Raw genomic sequence first — 19,541 nt, 5'->3', positions numbered from 1 at the left:
GTTGATTTCGCAAGAAATCTATTCTGTCGTTTCCACTCTCAACCACCTAAAACCTTCTCCGCCGCCATCAAATTTCCACGCAACGAACGCTGTCGCCAACAATTCACCGCTCGCCGAAAACACAGCAGGCGAATTTTCGCGCTCGAATTTTGATACTCCCGCTTTTTTCATTCGCTCATTGACGGTTTTTGTGTCGTTTTTAAGGCAAACACAATGCAAGGGGGAGTCCTGAGGGGGACGCTGTTCCCCTCGTTTTGTTGCAACGAAAGACAATGCGGATAATTTTTTTACCTGCAACGGAAAATCGCTTTTTTGAATTACGGCGTAATTTTCGCCTTTCGGGGGCATTTTGTCCATAATTTCGATTTTCCACAAATCGCTGATATGCAAGATTTTGTCGTTTTCTGTTATTTGCGTTTCTTCTATGTTTATGGAATTTTCGCCGAATTTTGTGAAAAAAAGCGCGTTTTTCAGAACGAACATTGTAAAATCTGGCAAAAGGACGGTTGCGCCCGTGTTTGTTTTGCAGGCTTCTATGCTTGTGCAATGAGCAAAATTTAAGATTAAACCATTTTCGTAGCAGGTTTCTCTTATTTCGTCGATACAGGTTTCCTTGTCTATCAAAAAAGACGAGATATTACTGCTTTTCGAGAAACGACCGTCGCCTCTTACGAAATCGCAAAACTGAACAATGTTCAAAACAGCGTTCAGATTTATTTTTTCGAGTTCCGGGATAATATTTGCGCGAATTCTGTTTCGGCTGAATTTTACGTCGGCGTTTGTTTTGTCTTCGCGGAAAGTTTGGTTTTTTTGGGCAAGATATTCTAAAATTTCGCTTCTTGTGGTGTGTAAAAGCGGGCGAATAATCCCGTCTTCGCGGATCGGCGGAATTCCTGCCGCGCCTGCAATTCCTGTTTTTCGAGCAAGACGGAAAAGCAAAGTTTCTGCTTGGTCGTTGGCGTTGTGGGCAGTGGCGATGTATTTAATGTTTTCTTCTTTTTGGAGTTCCCTGAAAAAATCATAGCGCTCATTTCGGGCGACTTCTTCCAAATTGCTTTTTGTTTGAGACAGGTCTGCGCTTTTTACGAATATTTTCAGTCCGTGTTTTTCGCTTAGTTTTCGGACAAAAATTTCGTCGGCGGCGGAATCTTGTCCTCTTAAATTGTAATTTACGTGAATTGCGCAGAGTTCAAGATTAAAAATCGGCGTAATATCCAATAATAATAAAAATAATGCCGTCGAGTCCGCTCCGCCGCTGAAAGCAACGCCGATTTTACAATTCTTTATTTCGTTTTTGATGAAAAAATCTTTGGTTTTTGATAAAATGTCCATAAAATCAGACCTGAAATTTGGTGGTGGCAGATCAGGGATTCGAACCCCGGACACACGGATTATGATTCCGTTGCTCTAACCTGCTGAGCTAATCTGCCATAAGAAACAGTGCGAATATACTATATTTTCTGAGCGCTTGTCAAGTGAAATTTTCATTTTATTAAAAAAAGGGTGGCGACCGTCGTCCCCAAATAGTATTTTTATGTCAAAATATCAAAAGAAAGTGGGGCACTTCGTGTCAATTAAGAGTAAATTCATTGCGTTTACAATAAAAAACAGAGCGTATTCGGCGATTATCATATTGCTTTTAACGGCGTTTTTCGGATACAACATAAAATACATAACGGTGGACAACAACGCGGCGAACGCTGTTCCCGACACTATGGCGCAAATCGTAAATCAAGACCATATCCGCAAAAAATTTGATACGCCGTATTCCATTTTTCTGATGACGCAATTTGACGACAATAAGGATTTGGCGCTTCACGAAAAAATCGAAATATTGTCGTCGTGGGAGCAAAGATTTTCGCAGGTCGAAATAGGCGGAGTAAAAGGCTTTACCAACGTGTCGTATATCGGGGCGTTGCGAGTTCCTATGATGGGAAGGTTTGGCGGCGTTCAGGTAGTTGGGCTTTCAGGACAAACAAACGACGATGTTTTACGCCGAAGAATAGACGAAAACAGAGAGCTTACGGGCAGTTTTATTTCGCCCGACGAAAAAACTTTTTTAATGATTTTATACACAAACGACGCCGCCGACAGACCGCGAACAATTTCGGCGGCAATGAAAATTCTGGACGAAATTCGCGCCGAGGGATTTACGGACACCTACATTACGGGTGCAACGGCGACAAGTTGGTATATGAGCCGCGATATGAACAAGGACTTGCGAATACTTTTGCCGATTTCCATTCTTGTTGCGGGCGCGCTTTTGTTTTGGATGTTCCGCACAATCCGATGCGTTGCGGCTCCCCTTTTACTTGTGGCGATTGCGACCGTTTGGACTTTCGGAATTATGTCGCTTGCGGGAGTTTCGCTAAACGTTTTAACTTCTGTTATTCCTCTGATTTTGCTTCCCGTGGGGCTTGCGGGCTCGCTTCATATAATAAAGTGTTATCGTCAAAACAGGCGCGACCTCGAACTGCCGTTTGAAGAGGCGTTTATGAAAACCTATCAGGAATTGCTCAGCCCTATTTTTATTGCGGCGACCACCACCTTTTTCGGTTTTACTTCTTTCACGATTTCGGAGCTCTCCTGGACGCGATATTTCGGATTTTTTACGGGACTTGGGGTCGTAATCGCTCTGTTTTTGTCGGTATTTTTCCTGCCCGCCTGCTTTTCGCCCAAAGAAAAGGAAAAAACCATCGACCGAGAGCCGAAAGAGATTGTTCCGATGTCATTTTTTAATTTTATGATTTTCAAAACGCCGCTTTCTAAGATTTTACTTGTCTGCGTAATAGTTTTTTCGATAATTTTTGTGCCGAAAATCACTTTCGACAGCAATCCTATGAGCTTCTTTGACGAATATCACGACGTTCGCAAAAGCGATAAAATCATAGGCGAGCAATTCGGCGGCACCCGCTTTTTTGACGTAATGATAGAGAGCGATACTCCTTTTTCGGACTCGGCAAGCTGGCAAATTTTGCAAGATATTGTAAATTGGATACAGGACAGCATTCCCGAAGTCGGCACTGTTATGTCGGTTTTCCCTGTTCTTAACAGAGTAAGCGACATTCTTGTAAGCACTCCCATAAGCGAAATGGCGGTGTCTATGATGCTTGGCGGCGCGGCAACCCAAAATCCCGACGGCGACGATGTTTTGGACGCTTTTTTAACGTCCGACCGAAAGTCCGTTCGATTTACGCTGTTTTGTCAAAATATTCCGTTTTTTGACTATACCAGACTTGCCGAGCGTATCGAAAATCACATAATTTCCGTTCATCCCGAATACAGGATAACCACTTCGGGCGAGGCGCTTATTATTGACTCAATGATGGAACTTCTGATAAAAACGCAGACCTATTCGCTATTAATAACGTTTGGGCTTATAGCAATTTCGCTTATGATTTTGTTCAGAAGTTTTGTGTTGGGACTTGTTTCGACCCTTCCCATAGTTATCGGCGCTATTTTTATTGCAGGAATTATGGCGGCGACAGGAACGACGATTAACCTTGTAACGGTCATAGTTGTAACCGCTTGCATAGGAATAGGAATAGATTACGCCATACATTTTACCTCGTCCTTTTTGCGCTTCAGAAGAAACGGCGCGGATACAACCGAGGCGCTTTTGAGCGCGCTTCAAGATAAAAGCACGGTTATAGTGTTCAACACCCTTGCGGTAGGCGTAGGATTTTTGACGTTGTGCCTGTCGAATTTCCCGCCCGTGCGAACTCTGGGTATTTTCATTTTCCTTTCAATGATAGTAGGCGCATTGTTTACGCTTCTGTTTTTGCCCGTATTTTTGGACAGAAAAGGGCGTGAATGAAGAAATTTTCACCCAATTTTCATCAAAAATAAAAAAAATCACCTTTTGAGGCAAGGCAGGTAGTATATTTTGCCTTTGAGTTATTGTAATAATGGAGGTTTTATGAGTGCGGATATTCACGGAATTTTATCAGATCACGACATTTCACAGTTGTGCAACAGTGCGGTAGGAGACCCTTTTTCAATTTTGGGTATGCACCCCAAAAACGGCGGCATAGCGATTACAACCGTTCATTACGGAGCGGCTCAAGTTAAAGTTTATGACGACAAAGGGAAATTTTTAGGCGATATGTATCACTTGGAGGGAACGCCGATTTTCACGCTTTTTTTCAAAGACCAAAAAAGCGTTTTCAAGTATGAATTAGAAGTTTTTTACGGCGACGGATTTATCCGCAAAACCGCCGACCCGTATTCGTTTATGCCCGTTATGACAAACGACGACCTCTATTTATTCAACGAAGGCAACAATCTTTATATATACGAAAAAATGGGCGCGCACCAAATGACCATCGACGGCATTGAGGGCGTCTGCTTTTCGGTTTGGGCTCCGAGCGCGCAAAGAGTTGCGGTTGTCGGAGAATTTAATATGTGGGACGGCAGACAGCATCCGATGCGCCCGGTCGGCAGTTCGGGCGTTTGGGAACTATTTCTTCCGGGAGTAAAAAGCGGCGCCGTATATAAATACGAAATCCGAAAAGCCGGAAGCGGGCATTTGGTTTTAAAATCCGACCCTTACGGCACTTTACAGCAACCGTTCCCGTATCACGGCTCAATAGTTTGCTCGACAAAAGAACACCGTTGGAACGACGAAGAGTGGATTAAAAAACGCACCGAAAAAGGCAACCACAACAACCAACCTATGACAATTTATGAATTGCACTTGGGTTCTTGGAAAAAAAGCGGTTGCAACGAAGAAGGCGACTATCACAACTACAAAGAAATAGCGAAACTTTTGGTTCCGTATATTAAAGAAATGGGATACACTCACATCGAACTTATGCCCGTGCAAGAACACCCGTTTGTGCCGAGCTGGGGTTATCAGGTCGGCGGCTTTTATGCGGTAAATCACCGTTTCGGTTCGCCGCAGGATTTCCAGTGGTTTGTGGATTATTTGCACCAACACGACATCGGCATAATTTTGGACTGGGTGCCCGGACACTTCCCCAAAGACGAACACGCGCTCGCGCATTTTGACGGCACGCACCTTTACGAACACGCCGACCCGCGCGAAGGCGAACACAAAGATTGGGGAACTTTAATTTTCAATTACGGTCGCCACGAAGTTCGCAACTTCCTTGTTGCAAACGCGGTTTATTGGATAAAAGAATATCATATCGACGGTTTGCGCGTGGACGCGGTTGCAAGTATGCTTTATCGCGATTACAGCAGAAAATCGGACGAATGGGTGCCGAATTCTCGCGGCGGAAACGAAAACTTGGAGGCAATCGGCTTCTTACAGCAGGCAAACTGGGTTGTTCGCGAAAAATTCCCCGGCGTGCTTACCATTGCCGAAGAATCGACTGCGTTCCCCGGCGTAACATATCCGATTGAACAGGGCGGCTTAGGCTTTAACTACAAATGGAATATGGGTTGGATGCACGACACGCTCGACTACTTCCAACAAGACCCGATAAACAGAAAATATCACCAAGCAGACCTTACATATTGTCTTTGGTATGCGTGGTCGGAGAAATTTATGCTCGTTCTTTCGCACGACGAAGTTGTTCACGGAAAGCGCAGTTTGCTCGAAAAAATGCCGGGCGACGATTGGCAAAAATTTGCAAATATGCGACTTCTTTACGGCTTTATGTACGGACACCCCGGTAAAAAACTTTGCTTTATGGGCGCGGAATTCGGTATGAAAAACGAGTGGTACGAAAAACGCGAAATCGACTGGCACCTGCTTGACGAAAGATACAACGGCACGTATCACAGCAGTTTGCACAGAATGGTTAAGGATTTAAATAAATTCTACCTTGCAAATCCTGCGATGTGGGAAGACGACATCACGCAAGAAAACGGTTGGGAATGGGTTGATTACAACGACCGCGACAACTGCGTAATAGCGTTTATAAGAAAGTCGAAATCGCAAAAGAAAAAGTTCCTTTTTGTGCTTAACTTTACGCCCGTAATTCGCCACGATTACCATTTGGGAGTTCCGTATAACACAAAATACAAGGAAGTTTTCAATTCAAACGCGAAAGAATACGGCGGAGAAGGTTTAGGCAACGGAAGCAAGGCGATTGCGGCAAAAGCAGAGTCGTCGCAAGGCAAACCAAACACCTTGGTAATAAATTTGCCGCCGCTTGCGTTTAACATTTTTGAGTTTGAAGACTGAGAAAAAAAAGGAGCCTAAATTATGAAACGGCTTTACAGAAGCGAAAAAGATACAAAAATTTTTGGAATTTGCGGGGGCGTTGCCGAGTATTTCGGCATTGACCCCACTGTCGTTAGAATAGCCGTTCTTGTCGCGGCGGTATTAAGCGGATTTGTTCCGTTTACAATAGGGTATTTTATTGCGTATTTAATAATCCCTGTTAATACGTCATCCGCGGAAGAGGTGAAATAATGGCAAAAATAAACCTTGGTAAAACAGGCTTGGAGGTTTCGCCTATAGCGGTTGGTTGTATGCGGATTGGCGAAATGTCAAAATCGGAAATTCGCAATTTCTTTGATACGGCAATCGCGCACGGCGCAAACTTTTTTGACCACGCCGACATTTACGAAACAGAAAGCGCTTTTGGCGAGGCGATAGATTTAAGCGGCAAAATTCGCGAGGATATAATAATTCAAAGCAAATGCGGCATTCGCGACAATTCTTTCGATTTTTCTAAAGAGTACATTCTCGAGTCAACCGACGGAATACTGAAACGCTTGAATACCGAATATTTAGACATACTTTTGCTTCACCGCCCCGACGCGCTTTTTGAGCCCGAAGAGGTTGCCGAAGCGTTCGATATTCTCGAAAAACAAGGCAAAGTGCGACATTTCGGCGTTTCAAATCAGAAGCCGATGCAAATCGAACTTCTCAAGAAGAGCGTAAAGCAAAAAATCGTAGCAAATCAACTGCAACTTTCCATAACAAACTCGAATATGATAACGCACGGCTTTTTTGTGAATATGGAAACCGAACAAGCGGTTGCTCGCGACGAAAGCATTTTGGATTATTGCCGTCTGAACGACATAACCGTTCAAGCGTGGTCGCCGTTTCAATACGGATTTTTTGAGGGCGTATTTATCGGAAGCGAAAAATATCCCGAACTGAACAAAAAATTAGACGAAATCGCCAAAAAATACGGCGTATCTTCTACCACCATCGCCACGGCGTGGATACTTCGCCACCCTGCAAAAATTCAGGTAGTAATAGGAACAACAAGTCCTGCCCGCCTAAAAGAATGTATAGCGGCGCAAAACATCACGCTAACCCGCGAAGAATGGTACGCAATTTGGATTTCCGCGGGGAATTATTTGCCGTAAACTGCGATTTTAGCAACATAATAAAACAGGAGTATTTCGCAATGCTCCTGTTTTTTATTTTTTTGTCCAAAATACATTTTTCTCCCACTTTACACAAAATAAATAGTATATTATAGTTCAATATAATGTTAAACAAGAGAAAGGAAATTATATGATAGCTTTAGAAAATGCTTTTGCAAGCGGCGTATTTTCTGTGTTTGACATATCGGGACAAAAACTTTTGAGCGGCTATAAATATAGCGGCAACGGTTTTTCGCGCGACGCTTTCTCGTTGCGCAATGATTGGAATAAAATAGGCGGCGATATTTACAAAGCGATAGGTGTTTTTAATAATGAAAAATAAAGAAGAAGTCGTAATTAGCCAACAACACGAAATAGCATATTCGGGACCTCTTCCGCCTGCAACCGAGCTTGGAAAATATGAGCAAATTTTAGTGGGCGCGGCGCAAAGAATATTAATTCTTGCAGAAAAAGAGGCGGAGCATAGACATATTATTGAAAACAAATTTATGAAATCTGTTGCGAGAGGACAAATTTTTGCATTCTTTCTTATATTGTTGTCGCTTGCGGTTATGTCTGTCGGAATAATATTAAATGTTCCTTTGGCGACAATACCGCCCGCAATAGTCGCGCTTTCAGGTTTGGCTTCTGCATTTATCGGTAAGAATTCTCAAATAAAAGAATAATTTTTGAAGTTTTGTCAAAAAAAGGGCAACCTCGTAAGCCTGCCCTTTTGAAAACTACCGACTCAAATACATTTTAGTGTCTGATAAACGTAGTCCTCATTTGATTGTTGCTTGCGCGGCTTGGAATAATACTCATATTAAACGATGTATTGTCGGCGCTCATAGAAACAACGCTTCGCCACTGTATCATTCTGAGGTGCGGAATACCGCTCTCTCTCAACACGGCGTTTATTCTTAGAATTTCGCCGTCGTAAGAATAAGTTCCGTCAACGTCTTCGGCGAATTCTCGTCCGTTTACGAGAGACGTTATTTCAATTCGGCAACGATTATTGGTACCAAAAATTATTACATAATTGTCGATAACGTCGCCGTGCATTACATCTGCCGACCAAGTTCCCGTAAATATGTTTCCCGCGGGTAATTTTTGAATAAAATCAGCGGCAAACGCTTTTACTCTTTCGTTAAATTCTTCAACGTTTGCCAAAGTTATCCGCGAAGAGTTTACCGCTCTCGCTGTTTCAATGTCAAGCATTTGCACAATCAAATGCAGGTTGTCGCCAAGTTTGCTGAATTGCCCCGTGATAAGATAATCCGCGCCAATCATTCTTCCTACAGCCTTAATCCTCGACGGGTCTGCCCAGTCGCTCATCTGAAACTGCATTTCGGCGAGAATTCTTTCCATATTCCCGCGGTCGGCAACGTTCGCTCTACCCGAGCGGATTAGTTCGTTGCGGAACAAGTTAGTGATAACCACCGCTTGTTCGTTTGTGCAATGACCGCCCGCGTCAAAGTCGATTACTGCGATTGAGAGATTAGCGAACAAGTACGTTGTTGCCAAGACCGAAACCAAAAACGCTTTAATACCCATAATTTAACCCTCCAAAAAATTTATTGAACTCTTACAAAACTAATGTAATTACAGCTGAAACTACGCCATCTATTTGAAATATTCGTTTGACTTAAATCATTCATACAAGGAATACCTCTGATATTATTACTGGAAATGAGGCGGAACTCAGACCTTGAATCAAAAATATATGTTCCATTAAATCGAATTTCTAACGGCGACGGACGCGCCTCATTTCTCCAATCCACTCCTGTTAAATCTAAAAAAATGCTTATGCGATTAGGTTCATTAAGCATATAGCTTCCTACTATAGCATCTGCATCGTATTGCCAACGTTTTAAATCAGAATTTTTAAGTCGTCCTCTTTTACTCCGCCATCCAGTTTGTCTTAGATATCCAAATCGCTCAACGCGAATTCTGCCTCCTTCTTGAAATTCTATTACTAACACGCTACTTCCCGATACTGCCCTCCATTTTCCAATAATTTGATGAGATGACGTGGGTCGCGTTGTCGGCGCTGTTCCAAGATTGCTTACAATTTGCTTACTAAAACTCGGCATTTTTCCTAAAACTTCGTCTATATTTTTTATTGTTTCACGAGCGCTTGAAGCCACCTCTCCTGTTTCAACATTTACCATTCTCGCTATCCAAACAATATTTTGCCCTAATCTACTGAATTGCCCGCTGATAACAAATTGAGCGCCTGCCCGTCTTCCAATTTGGGCGGCATTTTCTTCACTTGCCATATCAGTCCTTTGAAATTGCATTTCCTCCAAAATTCTAGCGAAATCAGCACTTGCACGAGTGAGAATTCTAATTCTTCCCGTTGCTTGCACTTGCAATTCGTTGATAAATATTTCGGTTATGGTTGCTGCATCTTGCTGGCTAACCCCTGTTCTTACCTCAAACGGCAACACGGCGACCAAAGGTCTATGTTGCTGTTGCGCCCACACTCCACAAGCGACAATTAATATTACCGCCAACACTCGAATAACCTTGCCCATAAAGCAACCTCCTGCAAAATTAAAAGTTAAGACAAAACGGCTCGAAAGGCTGTTCTGCCAAATAATTCATATTTTGCAACAAATAGTGAAATGTGTCATAATAGATATATTAAACAATATCAACCGACTAACAGAACAACCAATAAAGGTTGTTTGTCGATTGACATAATAGAAAAAATACCTACAATGAAATGCAAGAATAAAATCCCACATTTCACTATTTGTTGCGAGGGTAAAATAATATTTGTTTGTGGTGGAGTGGGGAAAGTTTTTGAAAAATAGCGGGCTTTTGCTGTTTTTTGTTTGAGTTGAATGGCTCTGCGCTACACTAATTCAACGCCTGTCCGTTGTATTTCAGGCAAAAAATCGGCGTAATCTTCTTCGGGAACTATTATATGCGGCTCTATTCTGAAATCAACATTTCTGCATAATCCCCAAATCGGCGGAACTACTTCAAAATAGTTTCCTTTCCATTCATTTACCACTAAAGCAATATCAATATCGCTGTCTTTGTGAGGACAACCTTTAGCGAACGAGCCAAAAAGATACGCCCGTTCTATTTGCATAGGAAAAGAACTCGCCTTTACTAATTCCAAATATTTTTGGGCTATGGAAATAATATCTTCTCTTTTGTCCATTTTTGCAACTCCTCGGTTTTGGTTAAAATGTTTTGCGCTACATTGCTTGTAAGGTCTTTTGCTATTTTCTTCTTGCGTCATATTTTCCCTTTTTTTTAGATTATCTGCGCTTCATAGAGAAAATAATATTTGTTTGTGGCGTGATGGGGTATTTTTCTGAAAACAGTGGACTTTTGCTGTTTTTTCGTATTACATTCAAAGCATATAGTATTTTCTTGGGGAAAATTAACAAATAAAAAGGAGTTTTGGTATGTCTGTAGCAGGTATTATAGCGATAGTCGTAGTGGTTATTTTGGTGTTTATTGTTATCGGTATGTATAACTCGATGATAAAATTGCGCAATAATCGCGAAAATGCGTTTGCCGATATTGATGTTCAATTACAGCAACGGCACGACCTTATCCCGCAGTTGGTGGAGACGGTGCGCGGCTATATGAAGCACGAAAGCAGCACTTTGCAGGCGGTTGTCGAGGCGCGAAACGGAGCTGTGCAGGCGCGTACTATCGACGAAAAAATCGTCGCGGAGGGCAAACTTACTTCCGCAATGCAGGGGCTGAAAATCACGTTTGAGCAATATCCCGACCTCAAAGCAAGCGCGAATTTTAAGCAGTTGCAGGAAGAAATTTCGGACGTCGAAAACAAACTCGCGGCAAGTCGTCGTTTCTTCAACTCGGCAACCAAAGAATACAATAACAGCGTTGAAACATTCCCCGCAAATATTATCGCAGGAATGTTTAATTTCCGTAAAGAAATATCTTTCGATTTGGGAACGGACAGAGCAACGGTCGGCGCGGCGCCTAAAATTCAGTTTTAATTTTGACGGGAGAATAATTTATGGCGACGAAATCGATGTCTTTTACGTCGAAAAAACAGGAATACGTGGGAATTGCCACACAGCAGTGGCGCAATAATTTAAGGTCGGTCGCGCTTTTGGCGGCTTTTCCGATACTCGTATTTGCCTTGCTTTATGCAGGATGTTATGCGCTTGTGGCGTTTGGGGAAGGGCACGGCGAGCCTGCAATTATTGCGAACGAACTGTTTTTCGGCTCTTTTCCGTTTGTCGGGGTAGGCATATTTTTGTGGTTTATAATCGCATATTTTACCAATGTTTATATAATCGATAAAGCGACGGGCGCGCACACTTTGGAGCGCAAAGAAAACAAACGGGTGTATAATCTTGTGGAAAACTTGTGTATTTCGTGCGGAATGCAAATGCCGAAATTGCACGTCATAGAAGACCGCGCCCTAAACGCGTTTGCAAGCGGCGTAAGCAAAAAATCCTACACAGTCACCCTTACTCGCGGCATTATAGATACTCTTGACGACAAAGAATTAGAGGGAGTTATAGCCCACGAACTTATGCACATTCGCAACAACGACGTCCGCGTTCTCATAATTTCCATTGTTTTTGTCGGAATTTTTGCAATGATTGCGGAGATTTCGATGCGCTCGCTTTTTTATTCAAGTATGCGCGGTGGCAGAAGAGGAAACAGCAAAGACAACGGCGGCGGCGCAATACTTATTTTGCTCGCGGTTGTGCTTGCTTCGGTCGGATACGGAATTTCCATTTTAATGCGTTTTGCAATCAGTCGAAAAAGGGAATATATGGCGGACGCAGGAGCGGCGGAACTAACCAAAAACCCCTTGGCTTTGGCGAACGCTTTACGCAAAATTTCGGGAAATCCCGTCTTGCAAAAACAGGACGAAGACATTGCCCAAATGTTTATTGAACACAGAGCGCCAAAAGAGGGCTTCAGAGCGGCGTTTGCGGGAGTATTTGCAACTCACCCGCCGATTGCCAAGCGCATTTCGGTGTTGGAGCAGTTTTAATAATGCTCGAGCAATTTTTCCCGCGCGAATTTGTTGTTTTTTTTCCATACATTTACCTCGCGGCAGGGCTTGGATTATTGATTTTCAGCGGAAATTTGCTGGTATCGGGCAGTGTTCAAATCGCTCGCCACCTTAAAATAAGCACGCTTGTGGTTGGACTTACCATTGTCGCCTACGGAACGAGCGCCCCCGAAATGTTCATAAGTATCGGCGCGGCTCTTAACAACGCCCACGACATAGTGCTCGGAAACGTTATCGGCTCAAACATTGCAAATATTGCGTGTATTTTGGCTTTGGTTGTAATAATTTGCCCGATTTCCATAAATAACAGGTCAATCGCTTTTGATTATTCGATAATGGCTTTGGCGACAATTTTAATGCTTATTTTTGGACTAAACGGCGTTATAAGTTTTTGGGCGGGACTTTGTTTTGTGCTTATTTTGATAAGTTATACTACTTTTTCCGTAATAAAATCGCGCAGAAGCGCCGCCGCAAAAGAAATCGAGCCCCCCACAATGAAGCCCTACATAGCGGTTTTAATGATTTTGGCGGCTGTCGGCGGGCTGTATTTCAGTTCGGGATGGTTTGTCGAAGGCGCTAAGCAAATCGCGGTGCAATGGGGAGTAAGCGAGCGCATTATCGCCACGTCCATTGTCGCGGTCGGCACAAGTATGCCCGAACTAATATCGTCGTTAATAGCGGCATTCCGCAAAGAAACAGACCTTTCCATCGGCAATATTATCGGCTCAAATTTTTTCAATATCGCGGGAGTTTTGGGGATAACTGCAATTATTCGCCCGCTGAATATCAGCAACCAATCTATGTTTTTTTCCGATATGATATGGGTTTTAGGCGTTTCGCTTGCGTTGCTTTTAGTTATGCTTCCGCTTTCAAAAGGCAGAATAAATCGCTGGGAAGGCGTTTTGCTTCTGGGCGTTTTTGCGGCTTATATGATTGTTTTGTATAACGGTTAAGGCTTCGACAGGCTCAGCCACCATTTAATAAACAAACGAGAACAAAGCCGCCGTTATGACTATCACAAAAATTGCCGTCACGACCGATTTTGTTGTCGCTTTGCCGACTTCTTCCGCGCCGCCGCGAACGCTTAAGCCGTAATACGCTCCTATCCACAAAATTAACCACGAGAACACAAGCGATTTTATCAGCGAAATAACTACGTCGCGAACTATAATATTTTTAGCAAATTCTGTCATAATTATGTCTATCGAAAGCCCTAAATAGATATACGCCACGGCAAAACCGCCCAAAATTCCCGCGATGGTCGCCATAATACTCAAAAGCGGCATTGTTATGGAAATCGCCCAAAACTTCGGCACAACAACAAACTGTATCGGGTTAAGTCCCATAGTTTTCAGTGCGTCTATTTCTTCTTGGACTTTCATTGTGGCGATTTCTGCGGTGGTCGCCGAGCCTGTTCGTCCCGCTAAAATTATTGCCGCCATAAGAGGACCGATTTCGCGTATCATTCCTATAACCACAAGCATTATGAGGAAAATGTCCGCGCCGAATTGCCGCAGTTGAATTGCCGATTGCACCGAAATCGCTATTCCTATTAAGAACGTGAGCAGAAACGTTATTCCGAGCGCGCCGTAGCCCAAATTGTACATCTGCTCGCCCAAAACCCCTTTGCGAAAATCCCGTTTTTGAAGAAGCCCGAAAGTCCCCCAATAGACCATTTCCACCAAAATAACAAGCGCCGAACAAAATTCGTTATACGCATTTACGGTTTTGTCGCCGACGTCTTCAAAAAAGTTCTTTTTTTTGCGCGGACTTTCGTTTTGCACATTGCGGCTTGGTTGCATTGCGCGCGTAATTTCATCGGAAAGATCAGAGATTTTCAAGTTTTTTCTTTTCGCAAGCAACCTAAAAAACGCCCGTCCCGCAGAGTCAAAACTCCGCACATCGCCGCAAAAAACAACGCTCGCCGACTTCTCGGAAAGAATGCTCTGTCCTTCCTGCTCGACCCAAGCTCTGTCGATGGTTTTGGGGAGGGTTAGTGTTTTCATAGGCATAAAATACTATTTATCTCGGTGAAAAAGTCAAAAACAACCCAATTTTTTCATTATCAAAATACGGATTTACCGCAACCGCCGTCTCTCTCGACCTAAATCTCGACCGCGACATTATCCTCTGTTGCACAGGAAGCAACCAGTACGCCGCGCTAACGCTCAAAATGCCGAAACCCGCTCCCGCAACAACATCGCCGACCCAATGTCTTTTATTATACAGCCGCATAAAAGCCACCGTGCCAGCCATTGAATAAGCTATCGCTCCGCACCACGCGGGATATTCGCGGCGAACTATTTCTGCGCCGACAAAAGCGACTGCGGTATGCCCCGACGGAAAAGACGTGTTTTTGCTGCCGTCGGGTCTTTGATGGTCTATGACCTGCTTAACTATAAGCGTGGAAAGCACGAAAGTCGCCGAAGTTCCCAAAATCATTGACCTGTCCCACCAATCGTGTTTTGGCTCGGCGAAAAGCGAAAAACCGTAAACCATTGCGGACGGAACGTACATTAAAACATCATCGAATTTGTAAGGACGACCGCGGTGTTCTGCGAATTTATCTTCGACCGATTGGTTTAGATTTCCGCCTGCAGTCATTATCGCTCCCGCACCAATCAACGAAAGCGGAACAAAAAGATACGCCGCCGAAAACCCCGTAGGGGCAGACCCCCGTGTCTGCCCTTGCGTTTGCCCCTGCACCTGCCCATTCATCAAAAATACAAGCAAAAAAAGCGACAAAAAAACATTTTTCATTCGCCGCTACTTCTTTACTCTTTGGGCAAATAATCGGATTTAGGCGCTACTTGCGCTACTTTTACTCCTGCATTTTCCGCTGAAATCACCTTAATTTCCGCGCCTTTTTCTATAAAACCGCCTTCGCTGTACACATCGGTATGCTTGCCGTTAATTTGGGCTGTTCCCGCAGGACGAAGATCGGTTATCGCTACTCCCGTATCGCCGATATTAACGCTTGGAACAAACGCTTCCGAGTTAATTGTGTCGGCGAGCGCGGCGGCTTTTGATTTTTTCAGACGGCGCACCACAAAAATAAGCGTGGCGGGTATCGAAATAAGGTTTATCGCCACCAAAAAGATAATTGCGGCGGGCGAATGTTGCCATACCAACCAGTAAGAATACGCGAAAAATCCGATTGCCGCAAGAGACAAAAGCCCGAACGACGGAAGAAGTATTTCCGCCAAAATAGCAAGCGTTCCGACAATCTGCAAAATTATTGTGATTATAATAATATCCATAAATTCCTCCTTTTTTTCCAATTTACACCTTTGCCCCTGTTAAAAATAGTATTTTTTGTATCGGAAAAACGAAAAACCTACAAATTTAAGAGGTAATTTTTATGTTCGCGAAGTTAAAAGAGAGTAAAACACAAACAATTCCGTTGAGAATTACTGATACAACGCTGAGAGACGCGCACCAATCGATTTGGGCGACGCGGATGAGAACCGCCGACATTATGGAAATTATTGACGCCATAGACAACTGCGGCTACTACTCTTTGGAGTGCTGGGGAGGCGCTACATTCGACGTATGTATGAGATTTTTGCGCGAAGACCCGTGGGAAAGATTGCGGCTTATAAAAAAAGCGGCGCACAAAACCCCGCTTCAAATGCTTTTGCGCGGACAAAATTTGGTCGGCTACCGCAACTATCCCGACGACGTAGTGGAGCGCTTTATTCAGTTGGCAATCAAAAACGGCGTGGATATTTTCAGAGTTTTCGACGCGCTCAACGACTCCCGAAATCTCGAAAAAGCGATTAAATTCGTGAAAAAATACGGCGGACACGCTCAAGGAACGCTTGCCTACACGATTTCGCCCGTCCATACCGTAGAAAAATACGTGTCGGACGCAAAAGAACAGGTGCAAATGGGAATAGACTCGCTCTGCATTAAGGATATGGCGGGAATTTTATCGCCCATCGCCGCGCGAAACTTGGTGACGGCGCTCGTAAATTGCAAGGAAATAAACGTGCCTATTCAACTGCACACTCACGGAACAAGCGGAATGGGCGTGCCGACTTATGTGGAAGGCGTTCAGGCGGGCGCGGGCGCGATTGACTGCACGGTGTCGAGTATGGCTCTTACCACTTCTCAGCCGCCTGTGGAAACGCTTGTCGCAATATTTAAGGACACGGATTACGCCGCCGAAATCGACTTGGAAGCCGTGTCAAAATGCGCGACTTTCTTTAAGAATTTGTTCCCGCGCCGCGTGCCGAAAACCGCAAATTTTGTAAACACCATAGACCCCGACATCCTTATTCACCAAATCCCCGGCGGAATGATTTCCAATTTCCGTTCGCAACTCGAAATGCAGGGAGCTTTGGGCAAATTGGACGACGTTCTCAAAGAGGTAAGCGCAGTTCGCAAGGATTTCGGCTATCCGCCTTTGGTTACGCCCACCTCGCAAATTGTTGGAAATCAGGCGGCGCTCAACATAATTTCGGGCGAAAGATACAAAATGGTGCCCAAAGAAGCAAGAGATTACGTTAAAGGAATGTACGGTCGCTCTCCCGTTAAAATGGACGCGGCGTTCGTTAAAAAAATATTGGGCGACGAAAAGCAAATCGACCACCGCCCCGCAGACGATTTAAAGCCGTTTTTGGACAAAGCGACCGACGAATTAGACCCAAAACACATAACTCAAGACGAGGATATTTTGTCTTACGCAGTGTTTCCCGACGTGGCAATAGAATTCTTTAAATGGCGCGAAAAACCCGAAGACGAGCGCGACGTTATTCCCGCCGACGTAGAAATGGCGCAAAGTTGCGCCGAAGAGGCAAAAGCGGCGACAAAAACAGCAAAAGAAAAAGTTGCGCCGATGATACACAACGACGATTACAGCGGAATTGCCCATATTTTAAGCCAAAGCGGCGGCGTTGTATTTGACGAATTTGTTATCAAAAAAGGCGATTTTTCGGTGTGCCTTAAGACAGGCGGGGCAACGACCGGCTCAGCCACCGTAGCCGCGCCAGCCCAAAAAGCTTCTAATACGGAAGGAACAGCGGTGGCTGAGCCTGCCGAAGCCAAAGCGGCGGCGAGCGAATATTCGCACACAATAAATTCGCCGATTACGGGAACGTTTTATTCTGCTTCCTCGCCAAACGCGCCGAAATTTGTAGAAATCGGAAAAAGCATTAAAGCCGGCGACATAGTTTGCACGGTCGAAGCGATGAAGCTTTACAACGAAATAAAATCGACAAAAGACGGCGTAGTCGCGGCGATTTTGGCAAAAGACGGCGAAGTTGTGCAAAAAGGACAGGCGTTAATCGGGTTAAAATAATGCCCCAAATAAAACTTCTGGCAAAAAATGTCGTAGAACAAATAGCGGCGGGCGAGGTGATCGATCGCCCGTCGTCTATCGTTAAAGAGCTCTTGGAAAACTCCATAGACAGCGGCGCCGACAAAATAACGGTAATTTTCGACAACGGCGGAATTTCGCGGATAAAAATTACGGACAACGGTTGCGGTATCGAAAAAGACCAGCTGACCTTAGCGATAACCCCTCACGCAACAAGCAAAATAACCGCCGCCGAAGACCTGTATTCCGTCTCCACAATGGGATTTCGCGGCGAGGCGTTGGCAAGTATCGCGAGCGCAAGCAAATTTTCGCTTTCGTCCTCCACAACCGAAGACGGCGCGGGCTACAAAATATCGGTTAATGGCGGGGCTTCGGCGGTTTCGACAGGCTCAACCACCGCAACCGCCGAGATAGAGCCGATTGCTCACGTAAAAGGCACAACGGTAGAGTGTTTGGACTTATTTTTTAACCTTCCCGCGCGAAAAAAATTCTTAAAGAGTGAAAAAAGCGAAAGATTATCGATTTTAACAACCGTCGAGCAAGTTTTTATAGCGTTTCCGACAATTCATTTTACCTGTATCGCCGACGGAAAAAAAATCTACGACATTCCCGCGGCAAAAGACCACAGAGTAAGAATTTCGCAACTCGCAGGCACGGAATTCGCCCAAGATTTAATTTATTGCCGCAACGAAACAGCCGAAATGTCCGCCGAAATCTACATTTGCTCGCCGTCGCAGGCAAAACCCAAGCCAAAATACCAAAATTTATATGTAAACCTGCGAAAAATCGACAATAACTCGGTTTCAATGGCTATTCGCGAAAGCTTTTCGCGCTTCGTGTCCGCCTACGGAAACAAGCCCTCGTGGTTCTGTTTTTTGGATATAGAGCCGTCCAAAATCGACGTAAACGTCCACCCCACCAAACAAATGATAAAATTCGACGACGAACGAGCGCTTTTTTCGTTCATTTTCCGTACTGTTTTAACGGAATTGGAGACTTGCCAAAATGCCGCTGTAGGGGCGTATTGCATACGCCCTGAAAAAAACATTGACGACGGTAATCCGGGCGTATGCAATACGCCCCTACGTTCAACAATGCCGACGGTTTCGACAGGTTCAGCCACCACAAATTACTCTTACACCCAAAACATCCCGCAAAGATTTGCCGTCGAAGAAAAAAACGGAAAATACGAGTTATTTACAAACACAAAATTCAGCGAAACGCCCGAAAAACCAACGCAAATGTCCATATCTTTTTTAGATAAAATTTCGGCGGAGGAAAAAGAAACGCCATTGCTCGGAATGGGCATAGACAAAAACGCTTTAGACTCGGTAAGTTGTTTTCAGGTTCACAGCAGATACATCGCAGTTTCGGTTTCGGACGGGCTTCTTTTCATTGACCAACACGCCGCCCACGAACGAATTTTATACGAAAAAATTCTCGACGCAATGGACGTCGGCATAGAAAGCCAATCGCTCCTTTTCCCAATAACAATGGAACTGAAACCATACGAAAAAGAGGCGCTTTTGTCCGTAAACGAGTTTTTCTCCAAAGCAGGTTTCGACATCAAAGACTTCGGACAAAACACGGTCGCCGTATATTCAATGCCCTCGGATTTTAAATACGAAAGCCAACTGAAAGACGCGATAGAAGATATGATAGAGCAATTTTTAAAAGAAAACAACTCCGCAATCCTTTCCTCCGTTCACCGCCATTTCGCCGCCTCCTACGCCTGCGGCGCGGCAATAAAATTCGGCAAATCCCTGACAACCGAAGAAATGAACGCCTTATTAACCGCCCTTTTTTCAACCAAAAACCCCCACATCTGCCCCCACGGAAGACCAACTTTTTCAAAGCTTGGACTAGCAGAAATCGGCAAGCGGTTTTTGAGGTAATGTGGAG

General features: G+C 44.3%; 18 protein-coding genes and 1 tRNA gene. 11 read left to right on the top strand and 8 right to left on the bottom strand.

Annotated features, from left to right (window positions below):
- Positions 1-18: 18 nt before the first annotated feature.
- Both tilS and FWE23_01795 read right to left on the bottom strand, forming a co-directional pair.
- Complete coding sequence (tilS, locus tag FWE23_01800) at positions 19-1,332, bottom strand: tRNA lysidine(34) synthetase TilS (protein MCL2844175.1); 1,314 nt, start codon at positions 1,330-1,332, stop codon at positions 19-21.
- A gap of 21 nt (positions 1,333-1,353) precedes the next feature.
- A tRNA-Met gene (locus FWE23_01795) sits at positions 1,354-1,430 on the bottom strand.
- A 137-nt stretch (positions 1,431-1,567) separates the two neighbouring features.
- Here FWE23_01795 and FWE23_01790 point away from each other — a divergent pair.
- The 6 genes from FWE23_01790 to FWE23_01765 all read left to right on the top strand — a co-directional run bounded on the left by FWE23_01790 (position 1,568) and on the right by FWE23_01765 (position 7,979).
- Positions 1,568-3,817, top strand: a complete 2,250-nt coding sequence (locus FWE23_01790) for an MMPL family transporter (protein MCL2844174.1) — start codon at positions 1,568-1,570, stop codon at positions 3,815-3,817.
- Positions 3,818-3,919: 102 nt separating this feature from the next.
- Positions 3,920-6,154 carry a 1,4-alpha-glucan branching protein GlgB gene (gene glgB, locus FWE23_01785; GenBank protein ID MCL2844173.1) on the top strand — a complete coding sequence of 745 codons (2,235 nt, stop codon included), beginning with the start codon at positions 3,920-3,922 and terminating at the stop codon, positions 6,152-6,154.
- A gap of 21 nt (positions 6,155-6,175) precedes the next feature.
- Positions 6,176-6,385, top strand: coding sequence for a PspC domain-containing protein (locus FWE23_01780; protein ID MCL2844172.1), 210 nt, complete (start codon positions 6,176-6,178; stop codon positions 6,383-6,385).
- Positions 6,385-7,293, top strand: a complete 909-nt coding sequence (locus FWE23_01775) for an aldo/keto reductase (protein MCL2844171.1) — start codon at positions 6,385-6,387, stop codon at positions 7,291-7,293. The genes FWE23_01780 and FWE23_01775 overlap by 1 nt, the downstream gene beginning before the upstream one ends.
- Before the next feature lie 151 nt (positions 7,294-7,444).
- Positions 7,445-7,636, top strand: coding sequence for a hypothetical protein (locus tag FWE23_01770; GenBank protein ID MCL2844170.1), 192 nt, complete (start codon positions 7,445-7,447; stop codon positions 7,634-7,636).
- Positions 7,626-7,979 carry a DUF2335 domain-containing protein gene (locus tag FWE23_01765; GenBank protein MCL2844169.1) on the top strand — a complete coding sequence of 118 codons (354 nt, stop codon included), beginning with the start codon at positions 7,626-7,628 and terminating at the stop codon, positions 7,977-7,979. The genes FWE23_01770 and FWE23_01765 overlap by 11 nt, the downstream gene beginning before the upstream one ends.
- 73 nt (positions 7,980-8,052) lie before the next feature.
- Here the strand turns inward: FWE23_01765 and FWE23_01760 are convergent, their stop codons facing one another.
- From FWE23_01760 to FWE23_01750, 3 genes are all read right to left on the bottom strand, one after another.
- Complete coding sequence (locus FWE23_01760) at positions 8,053-8,847, bottom strand: penicillin-binding protein activator LpoB (GenBank protein MCL2844168.1); 795 nt, start codon at positions 8,845-8,847, stop codon at positions 8,053-8,055.
- 20 nt (positions 8,848-8,867) lie between these two features.
- Complete coding sequence (locus FWE23_01755) at positions 8,868-9,830, bottom strand: penicillin-binding protein activator LpoB (GenBank protein MCL2844167.1); 963 nt, start codon at positions 9,828-9,830, stop codon at positions 8,868-8,870.
- A 323-nt stretch (positions 9,831-10,153) separates the two neighbouring features.
- On the bottom strand, positions 10,154-10,468 hold the full coding sequence (locus tag FWE23_01750; GenBank protein ID MCL2844166.1) for a nucleotidyltransferase domain-containing protein: 315 nt from the start codon (positions 10,466-10,468) through the stop codon (positions 10,154-10,156).
- Between the two features lie 250 nt (positions 10,469-10,718).
- Here FWE23_01750 and FWE23_01745 point away from each other — a divergent pair, with 250 nt between their 5' ends.
- The 3 genes from FWE23_01745 to FWE23_01735 are packed head-to-tail and all read left to right on the top strand — an operon-like array spanning position 10,719 to position 13,272.
- A complete protein-coding gene (locus FWE23_01745) occupies positions 10,719-11,282 on the top strand; it encodes a LemA family protein (GenBank protein ID MCL2844165.1) in 564 nt (187 codons plus the stop codon).
- A 20-nt stretch (positions 11,283-11,302) separates the two neighbouring features.
- Positions 11,303-12,298 carry a M48 family metallopeptidase gene (locus tag FWE23_01740; GenBank protein MCL2844164.1) on the top strand — a complete coding sequence of 332 codons (996 nt, stop codon included), beginning with the start codon at positions 11,303-11,305 and terminating at the stop codon, positions 12,296-12,298.
- 2 nt (positions 12,299-12,300) lie between these two features.
- A complete protein-coding gene (locus FWE23_01735; GenBank protein MCL2844163.1) occupies positions 12,301-13,272 on the top strand; it encodes a calcium/sodium antiporter in 972 nt (323 codons plus the stop codon).
- A 24-nt stretch (positions 13,273-13,296) separates the two neighbouring features.
- On the opposite strand, the gene FWE23_01730 is transcribed toward FWE23_01735, so the two are convergent.
- The 3 genes from FWE23_01730 to FWE23_01720 are packed head-to-tail and all read right to left on the bottom strand — an operon-like array spanning position 13,297 to position 15,579.
- Positions 13,297-14,331, bottom strand: coding sequence for an ABC transporter permease (locus FWE23_01730; protein MCL2844162.1), 1,035 nt, complete (start codon positions 14,329-14,331; stop codon positions 13,297-13,299).
- 10 nt (positions 14,332-14,341) lie between these two features.
- Positions 14,342-15,079: a phosphatase PAP2 family protein gene (locus FWE23_01725; GenBank protein MCL2844161.1), complete on the bottom strand. Its 738-nt coding sequence runs from the start codon at positions 15,077-15,079 to the stop codon at positions 14,342-14,344.
- 14 nt (positions 15,080-15,093) lie between these two features.
- Positions 15,094-15,579 (bottom strand): hypothetical protein, encoded by a 486-nt coding sequence (locus FWE23_01720; protein MCL2844160.1) that lies wholly within the window; start codon positions 15,577-15,579, stop codon positions 15,094-15,096.
- A 101-nt stretch (positions 15,580-15,680) separates the two neighbouring features.
- Between FWE23_01720 and FWE23_01715 the strand changes: the two genes are divergently transcribed.
- On the top strand, positions 15,681-17,621 hold the full coding sequence (locus FWE23_01715; protein MCL2844159.1) for a pyruvate carboxylase subunit B: 1,941 nt from the start codon (positions 15,681-15,683) through the stop codon (positions 17,619-17,621).
- A complete protein-coding gene (gene mutL, locus FWE23_01710) occupies positions 17,621-19,534 on the top strand; it encodes a DNA mismatch repair endonuclease MutL (protein ID MCL2844158.1) in 1,914 nt (637 codons plus the stop codon). The genes FWE23_01715 and mutL overlap by 1 nt, the downstream gene beginning before the upstream one ends.
- Positions 19,535-19,541: the final 7 nt, after the last annotated feature.

The organism is Chitinivibrionia bacterium (assembly GCA_009779925.1).
Lineage (GTDB): Bacteria > Fibrobacterota > Chitinivibrionia > Chitinivibrionales > Chitinivibrionaceae > WRFX01.
The sequence above is the reverse complement of the archived record's forward strand: the minus strand, read 5'-3'. Positions and strand labels throughout refer to the sequence as shown.

What these genes read in the sequence shown, in the direction of transcription:
- tilS (MCL2844175.1), bottom strand. Translation starts at nt 1,332, where the DNA reads ATGGACATTTTATCAAAAACCAAAGATTTTTTCATCAAAAACGAAATA.
- glgB (MCL2844173.1), top strand. Translation starts at nt 3,920, where the DNA reads ATGAGTGCGGATATTCACGGAATTTTATCAGATCACGACATTTCACAG.
- FWE23_01780 (MCL2844172.1), top strand. Translation starts at nt 6,176, where the DNA reads ATGAAACGGCTTTACAGAAGCGAAAAAGATACAAAAATTTTTGGAATT.
- FWE23_01775 (MCL2844171.1), top strand. Translation starts at nt 6,385, where the DNA reads ATGGCAAAAATAAACCTTGGTAAAACAGGCTTGGAGGTTTCGCCTATA.
- FWE23_01770 (MCL2844170.1), top strand. Translation starts at nt 7,445, where the DNA reads ATGATAGCTTTAGAAAATGCTTTTGCAAGCGGCGTATTTTCTGTGTTT.
- FWE23_01765 (MCL2844169.1), top strand. Translation starts at nt 7,626, where the DNA reads ATGAAAAATAAAGAAGAAGTCGTAATTAGCCAACAACACGAAATAGCA.
- FWE23_01760 (MCL2844168.1), bottom strand. Translation starts at nt 8,847, where the DNA reads ATGGGTATTAAAGCGTTTTTGGTTTCGGTCTTGGCAACAACGTACTTG.
- FWE23_01755 (MCL2844167.1), bottom strand. Translation starts at nt 9,830, where the DNA reads ATGGGCAAGGTTATTCGAGTGTTGGCGGTAATATTAATTGTCGCTTGT.
- FWE23_01750 (MCL2844166.1), bottom strand. Translation starts at nt 10,468, where the DNA reads ATGGACAAAAGAGAAGATATTATTTCCATAGCCCAAAAATATTTGGAA.
- FWE23_01745 (MCL2844165.1), top strand. Translation starts at nt 10,719, where the DNA reads ATGTCTGTAGCAGGTATTATAGCGATAGTCGTAGTGGTTATTTTGGTG.
- FWE23_01740 (MCL2844164.1), top strand. Translation starts at nt 11,303, where the DNA reads ATGGCGACGAAATCGATGTCTTTTACGTCGAAAAAACAGGAATACGTG.
- FWE23_01735 (MCL2844163.1), top strand. Translation starts at nt 12,301, where the DNA reads ATGCTCGAGCAATTTTTCCCGCGCGAATTTGTTGTTTTTTTTCCATAC.
- FWE23_01730 (MCL2844162.1), bottom strand. Translation starts at nt 14,331, where the DNA reads ATGCCTATGAAAACACTAACCCTCCCCAAAACCATCGACAGAGCTTGG.
- FWE23_01725 (MCL2844161.1), bottom strand. Translation starts at nt 15,079, where the DNA reads ATGAAAAATGTTTTTTTGTCGCTTTTTTTGCTTGTATTTTTGATGAAT.
- FWE23_01720 (MCL2844160.1), bottom strand. Translation starts at nt 15,579, where the DNA reads ATGGATATTATTATAATCACAATAATTTTGCAGATTGTCGGAACGCTT.
- FWE23_01715 (MCL2844159.1), top strand. Translation starts at nt 15,681, where the DNA reads ATGTTCGCGAAGTTAAAAGAGAGTAAAACACAAACAATTCCGTTGAGA.
- mutL (MCL2844158.1), top strand. Translation starts at nt 17,621, where the DNA reads ATGCCCCAAATAAAACTTCTGGCAAAAAATGTCGTAGAACAAATAGCG.